Raw genomic sequence first — 5,412 nt, 5'->3', positions numbered from 1 at the left:
TCAACACTCCCAAAAGAACCGTACAAAATAATCATCATGCTCTTGGTCTGTCCATTTATATTGCTCTAAACTTGCATATGCCGATAACACAATTTCATTTTTAATTTCTTTTGGCGGTTCTTGTTCTTGCGAAGCATATTTTAATAAATGTAACCATTCGTCGGTATCATCTTTAAAATCATTTTTTTTAAATTTTCCTAGTTCAATAAATACATAAGTTAATGAAAACAAATATTGTTTATGGGTATTGCTTTCTTTTATATGATGATAGCTAACATACGGCAATTCATCAGGCAAAGCTTTTGTTCCTATGATAGAAATTATTACTACCGGCAATAAATCCCTATGTTTCATACCTTTCTTAATTTGACTAAAATAGGTATAACAACCGTAAAGCTGCGTTCTATTAAGATAATCTTTTTCCATTTTACGCTGCATTTCGATTATATACCATCTACCGGTTTCATCTTTAACTTTTAGATCGAATAAGCTTCTTTTTCCTTCAAGAAATAAAGACAATTATTCAGTAGTTATATAACTTAAATCTATGATTCTATCTCCTTTCGATAACCTAAGAAGAGAGTTCAATAAATTTATTAATTTTACTTTATCGCTAAATAATTTTTTAAATGCGACATCATTTGTACCGTCTAAATATCTTTGCATAAATAATTATATTTTTAGTAAGTTTGCATATATAGCAAATTAACCTCAAATAGTAAACTACTTTTACAATTTATTATAAGTATTAGACTTCTTGCATAACTTATCTTATAAAGAGGAATCCCCCTGGAAACACGGAAGCACTTGCCACCGCAGCGTATATAAATACGTGAGGATACTAGTTACCTTCTTGATGTACAAATTACCTTTAGAAGGAGGTTAGGCAAAAAGTCTATTAATACCTATCATTATCATCATATACCCCCCAAATTACTTTCTTAGAAATCCAACCTGTGTAATTCTTACATGTAATTTGGCAGAATTGTTCTTTGCATTTTTTCAAACCGCAGCGAACCTTGGGCATCAATTTTGCTATAACTCGGCTTTTAGGGTCTGCGGATTTGGTAAGCTCTATTTCCTCATCGGAGGTAATAACTACTGATCTTTTACCTGATAAAACGCTTGAATGTATCCAACCGCCTTCGCCGTTAATGTCATGTACTTGTCGCCATTGTTCGTACTCTGCAGTTATTTCTACCGGTTCGCCTTTTTTAACAAAAACCCATTCTACTGCAGATTTAGTGGTTGGTCCGCTCCTTGCATTTACTTCATTAGATTTTATTGAAACAAATCTTGGAATAGGCAATTTTTTATTATCGGCGTTAATTGTTGTTGATAATATTATCGTAATTAAAATGATAAAAACTTTAATCATTATCTTCCACTTCAGATAAAGCATCCTCTTTTTTTGCTATTATATAATTACCAAGCCTAAATTGTACTTTTATTCTATTAATTTCCTGCTCACTAATACCTATATTTTTTAGGACTGTTCCACCGATTTGTAATCCAGTCTCATAACTTTCCGGAATAATAGTTGTGGCACCTAAATCATAAAATTCTCTAGCATTTTTTAAATTTTTTAACTTAACGACAACCGGTATATCCTGATAATTAGCGCTAATTGTTTTAAGCGATTTCTTAATAGTTACTTGATTATTCATAGTAAGTATTATAGCAAATGCTCTTTCCGTACCTAATGCCTTTAGAGTATCGGCTTGCGATACGTCACCTTTAAAAACCGGTAAACCGTTTGATAGCTCTTCTTTGACTCTATCATCATCTAAATCAAGTATTACGTAACTTATACCTTCCGCTTCCAAAACTCTTGCTACCATTTTACCGGTATTACCAAGGCCGGCAATAATAATATGGTTTGTTAAATCTCTTGCCCCAAGCTCAATCATTTGAGTCGGAGTTTTACCAAGTCCTTTATCGACTTTCTCGGCAATCTTTTTCCCTAAAGCTGCGAGTAATGGAGTAAGTGCCATAGTAAAAGTAACTACGAGTAATAATATATCGGCAGTACTTTCTTCTAATACTCCACTATCTTTACCTAAACTGAATAATATAAAACCAAACTCTCCACCTTGCGATAATAATAAGCCTGAATAAAAAGCAACTCCTTTATTAAAACCGAATAAAATACAAAAAGCTGTTATGATTAAGGTTTTTATACCTATTAAAGCAATAGATAAAGTAAGAATATGAGATATTTTTTCATACATTTCTAGTGCGTCGATATTCATACCGACAGTCATGAAAAACAATCCTAAAAATAAACTTTTGAAAGGATAAATACTTTCTTCTGCCTGCAATCTAAATTCGGTTTCTGCAACTAATACTCCGGCAACAAATGCTCCTAGAGCTAAAGACAAACCAAATGTTTCGGTAGCCCAAGCAGCAGAAAGTACTATTAACAAAGTCATTGAAATAGGTAACTCACTTGCATTATTACTTTCTGATGAAATGAAAGAAAATACAGGACGAAGAAAAACACGACCGACAATAAATATTGTAAGTAAGGCCGTTACGGCTTTTAAGAGTGCAATACCAAGAGCCGCTGCAAGCGAAGCTTTATTACTATCGGCAAGTAGCGGCACTACCACAAGCAATGGAACTACGGCCAAATCTTGCAGTAACAGAATAGCTAAAGAAACTCTTCCTATTTGGGTTGATTGACTACGATTTTCCTCAATAACCTGCATAACAAGTGCCGTAGATGAAAGGGCAAGACCACCGCCGGTAATAATAGCCGCACTACTATTACCGTCTATAAGTACCATTGCACCGGCAATTACTATAGCAGTTGTTAAAACTTGCAAACTACCGAGACCAAAGACATATCGTCTCATAGCTTTTAATCGCTCGAAGGATAACTCAAGACCTATTGCAAATAATAGAAATACTACACCAAGTTCACCTAGTAACTTAGTTTGGTCATATGTTACGATTTTTAAACCGTGATCACCTATTGCAGCTCCTGCAATTAAGTAACCAAGTACCGGACTTAATCTAAGACGCTTAAGTATAGCCACGATAAAAACTGCAGTACCGAGTAAAATTATAACGTTAATAAGAATATGATCGTTCATCTTTTCCAAATTTCTTCTAGCTTAAAATGCTCCCGTGCTTCAGGATAAAAAATATTAATTAAAATAGTACCTGCATCTATTAGTACCCACTCTGATTTACCAAGCCCCTCAATATTACTATTTATACCGGCATTATTTTTTAATTCTAAAGCTACATATTCAGCAATTGCTCCAACATTTTTAGTCGAACAACCGCTAGCAAATATAATATAATCGGCTAATTTATGTTTTCCTGTTAAATCAATTACCTCGATATCTTCTGCTTTTTTCTCACTCAAACATTCTAAGATAAATAATTTTAATTCTTCAGCTTTTTTTTTCATAATAATTAATAAATGACATAATAATATTAATTATTATATTCATAAGAGTAGAGTTTATCAATGAATGTTTAAAATTCTATAATAAAAATTCATATAAAGCTTTACTTTAACCAAAAAAAACTTTAATTAATATTTAGGCTTTTATATCTAAAAAGTGATAAAATAATGGCAATATCTGCAGAAGAGTTAGAAAAAACACTTAAGGAATCCTTTCCAAACAGCATAATAAAAATTACTGATTTAGTAGGAGTTCAAGACCATTATGCATTAGAAATATCAGATGTTCAATTTAATGGACTTTCTTTAATTAATCAACATAAATTAGTAAAAAACGCCCTGTCTGAAATATTAAATAAAAAACTACATGCAATTACCATAAAAACTATCGCAGTTCCTGAAAAATAATTACAAATATTAATATAATAAATCTTGCACAAATTCAACTTATTATTTATAGTTTCATATACTCCAAAGTAAAATGAATAAAGATTCGCTTATACTTACGTATTAATGCTACGTTAAGCTCACTTTTAAATTTCATTAAAAATAACATATATAATTATATATATGATGGAAGCCACCTTTTATATTCTTTTATTTCTAAAACTTGCGAGAATTCTGTATGTACATTGACAAAAAAGAGCTTATTAGCGATATAGGGTGCAAGGATGTTCGTGACTTCCTAAGGATATACATGAATACATTTTTTACTCTTAAAAATCTTGAAAGTTCATTATGTGGGGATTCTCTTTATTATAAAAAAAGCTTACGTCTATCAAAAAACAAAGCAAAGCAGTTAATAAGAGAGCTAAAAACAAGAGGGTTTATTGAGGAATGTAAAGAAGGAGGAAAGAACTCATGGCGTACTACTGTAAAAGGGAATGTTTTTTGTATTGCAAAATTTCTAAAACCACTGAAAAAAAAGAAGCCATGATTCTATTAGACTCATTCCTAGAGCATGTACAGAAAGTTAATTGCAGTGAAAGTTTTTTATATTTTGTAAACTACGTAGGTCTTTTTGGCAGTCTTGTTTCCAATGTTGAGCAGGTTAACGATATTGATCTAATTGTAGAGCTGAAACCAAAATTTCCTTATGACTTAGACAAAATACAGGAGCTCCATGAAGAGATGGAAGAAAAAGAAGGAAAAAACCTTAAAAGCTCTTGGATTGATAGAATGTTTGCTCCTGAAGATAAAGTAAGAAAATTTTTAAAAAATAAAAACCGGTATATTAATATTATGGCTCCTTCTAATGTGCAGTGTTTATCTTTAAAAAAAGAGTCTGTCATAACCATATTTTCACTGTGAAGTAGAAGAAATCCAAAAGACTGAATTTTATTCAGTAGGTATAAAGTTACGTCATGGGAAGTATTTATCATGAGAAATTTATATTATGCTATTTTCAACCAACTTAGCTTTTTTGTCCCATAGAAACATACTTGAAGATTCTGCTACCTCATCGACATACAAATTACCCCTAGAAATAGAATTTGGAAAGAAATCTATTTACTACAAATTATATTTAATTTCAGTTAAGGATAGAAATTTTATAGTTCTTATCCTTAACTGATGCGGATTTTTAGAAGTTTACTTTAAGTCTTAGCGTACCGGATTGAGCATGGTATTTTTTAGCTAAGTTCAGCCCGTAATGCACTCCATACTCCATTCTGCCTTTCTTAATTACTACCCCTGCCCCTAAATCATACAGCATTTTAGTAGGTTTAGGTGACGGTACCGGTAAAGGCTCATTAAGACCGTTAAGATCTGCAATGATTGCCGGTGTTTTACCTTTAAAGTCGTAATTAATAAAGGCATGAACTTGCGGTCTAATTATGAACTCATCCTTATAGAAAGTTGTTTTAATTTCACCGCCGAGTATACCCTCAACCTTATTATATTGATGCTTCTGAATAGTTAGGCTTTGGAAAGAAGTACCGTATTCCTGATAACCGGAATCTTTAATCTTAGTAAATGGAAGTGTTGAGAGATAA

At 31.9% G+C, this 5,412-nt stretch carries 9 protein-coding genes; 3 read left to right on the top strand and 6 right to left on the bottom strand.

Annotated elements, in window-relative coordinates; translation table 11 throughout:
• From SB78_RS07290 to rsfS, 5 genes are all read right to left on the bottom strand, one after another.
• The gene (locus SB78_RS07290; RefSeq protein ID WP_066027630.1) at window positions 1–519 is read right to left on the bottom strand and encodes an Rpn family recombination-promoting nuclease/putative transposase; all 519 of its coding nucleotides are present in this window, start codon (window positions 517–519) and stop codon (window positions 1–3) included.
• Entirely contained in the window at window positions 520–666 is a 147-nt protein-coding gene (locus tag SB78_RS11025) for a hypothetical protein (RefSeq protein WP_241773765.1), read from the bottom strand.
• A gap of 232 nt (window positions 667–898) precedes the next feature.
• On the bottom strand, window positions 899–1,378 hold the full coding sequence (locus SB78_RS05120) for an SH3 domain-containing protein (RefSeq protein ID WP_041079084.1): 480 nt from the start codon (window positions 1,376–1,378) through the stop codon (window positions 899–901).
• Window positions 1,371–3,098, bottom strand: coding sequence for a cation:proton antiporter domain-containing protein (locus SB78_RS05115; protein WP_041079082.1), 1,728 nt, complete (start codon window positions 3,096–3,098; stop codon window positions 1,371–1,373). The genes SB78_RS05120 and SB78_RS05115 overlap by 8 nt, the downstream gene beginning before the upstream one ends.
• On the bottom strand, window positions 3,095–3,421 hold the full coding sequence (gene rsfS, locus SB78_RS05110; RefSeq protein ID WP_041079080.1) for a ribosome silencing factor: 327 nt from the start codon (window positions 3,419–3,421) through the stop codon (window positions 3,095–3,097). The genes SB78_RS05115 and rsfS overlap by 4 nt, the downstream gene beginning before the upstream one ends.
• A gap of 165 nt (window positions 3,422–3,586) precedes the next feature.
• Between rsfS and SB78_RS05105 the strand changes: the two genes are divergently transcribed.
• From SB78_RS05105 to SB78_RS05095, 3 genes are all read left to right on the top strand, one after another.
• Window positions 3,587–3,826, top strand: coding sequence for a BolA/IbaG family iron-sulfur metabolism protein (locus SB78_RS05105; protein ID WP_041079078.1), 240 nt, complete (start codon window positions 3,587–3,589; stop codon window positions 3,824–3,826).
• Between the two features lie 289 nt (window positions 3,827–4,115).
• Window positions 4,116–4,355 (top strand): hypothetical protein, encoded by a 240-nt coding sequence (locus tag SB78_RS05100; protein ID WP_146625037.1) that lies wholly within the window; start codon window positions 4,116–4,118, stop codon window positions 4,353–4,355.
• Entirely contained in the window at window positions 4,352–4,729 is a 378-nt protein-coding gene (locus tag SB78_RS05095; protein ID WP_041079075.1) for a hypothetical protein, read from the top strand. The genes SB78_RS05100 and SB78_RS05095 overlap by 4 nt, the downstream gene beginning before the upstream one ends.
• A 271-nt stretch (window positions 4,730–5,000) precedes the next feature.
• On the opposite strand, the gene SB78_RS05090 is transcribed toward SB78_RS05095, so the two are convergent.
• The coding region (locus SB78_RS05090) for an autotransporter domain-containing protein (protein WP_041079073.1) at window positions 5,001–5,412 on the bottom strand (412 nt) is incomplete at its 5' end.

This window comes from Rickettsia asembonensis (assembly GCF_000828125.2).
GTDB classification, from domain to species: domain Bacteria; phylum Pseudomonadota; class Alphaproteobacteria; order Rickettsiales; family Rickettsiaceae; genus Rickettsia; species Rickettsia asembonensis.
The sequence above is the reverse complement of the archived record's forward strand: the minus strand, read 5'-3'. Positions and strand labels throughout refer to the sequence as shown.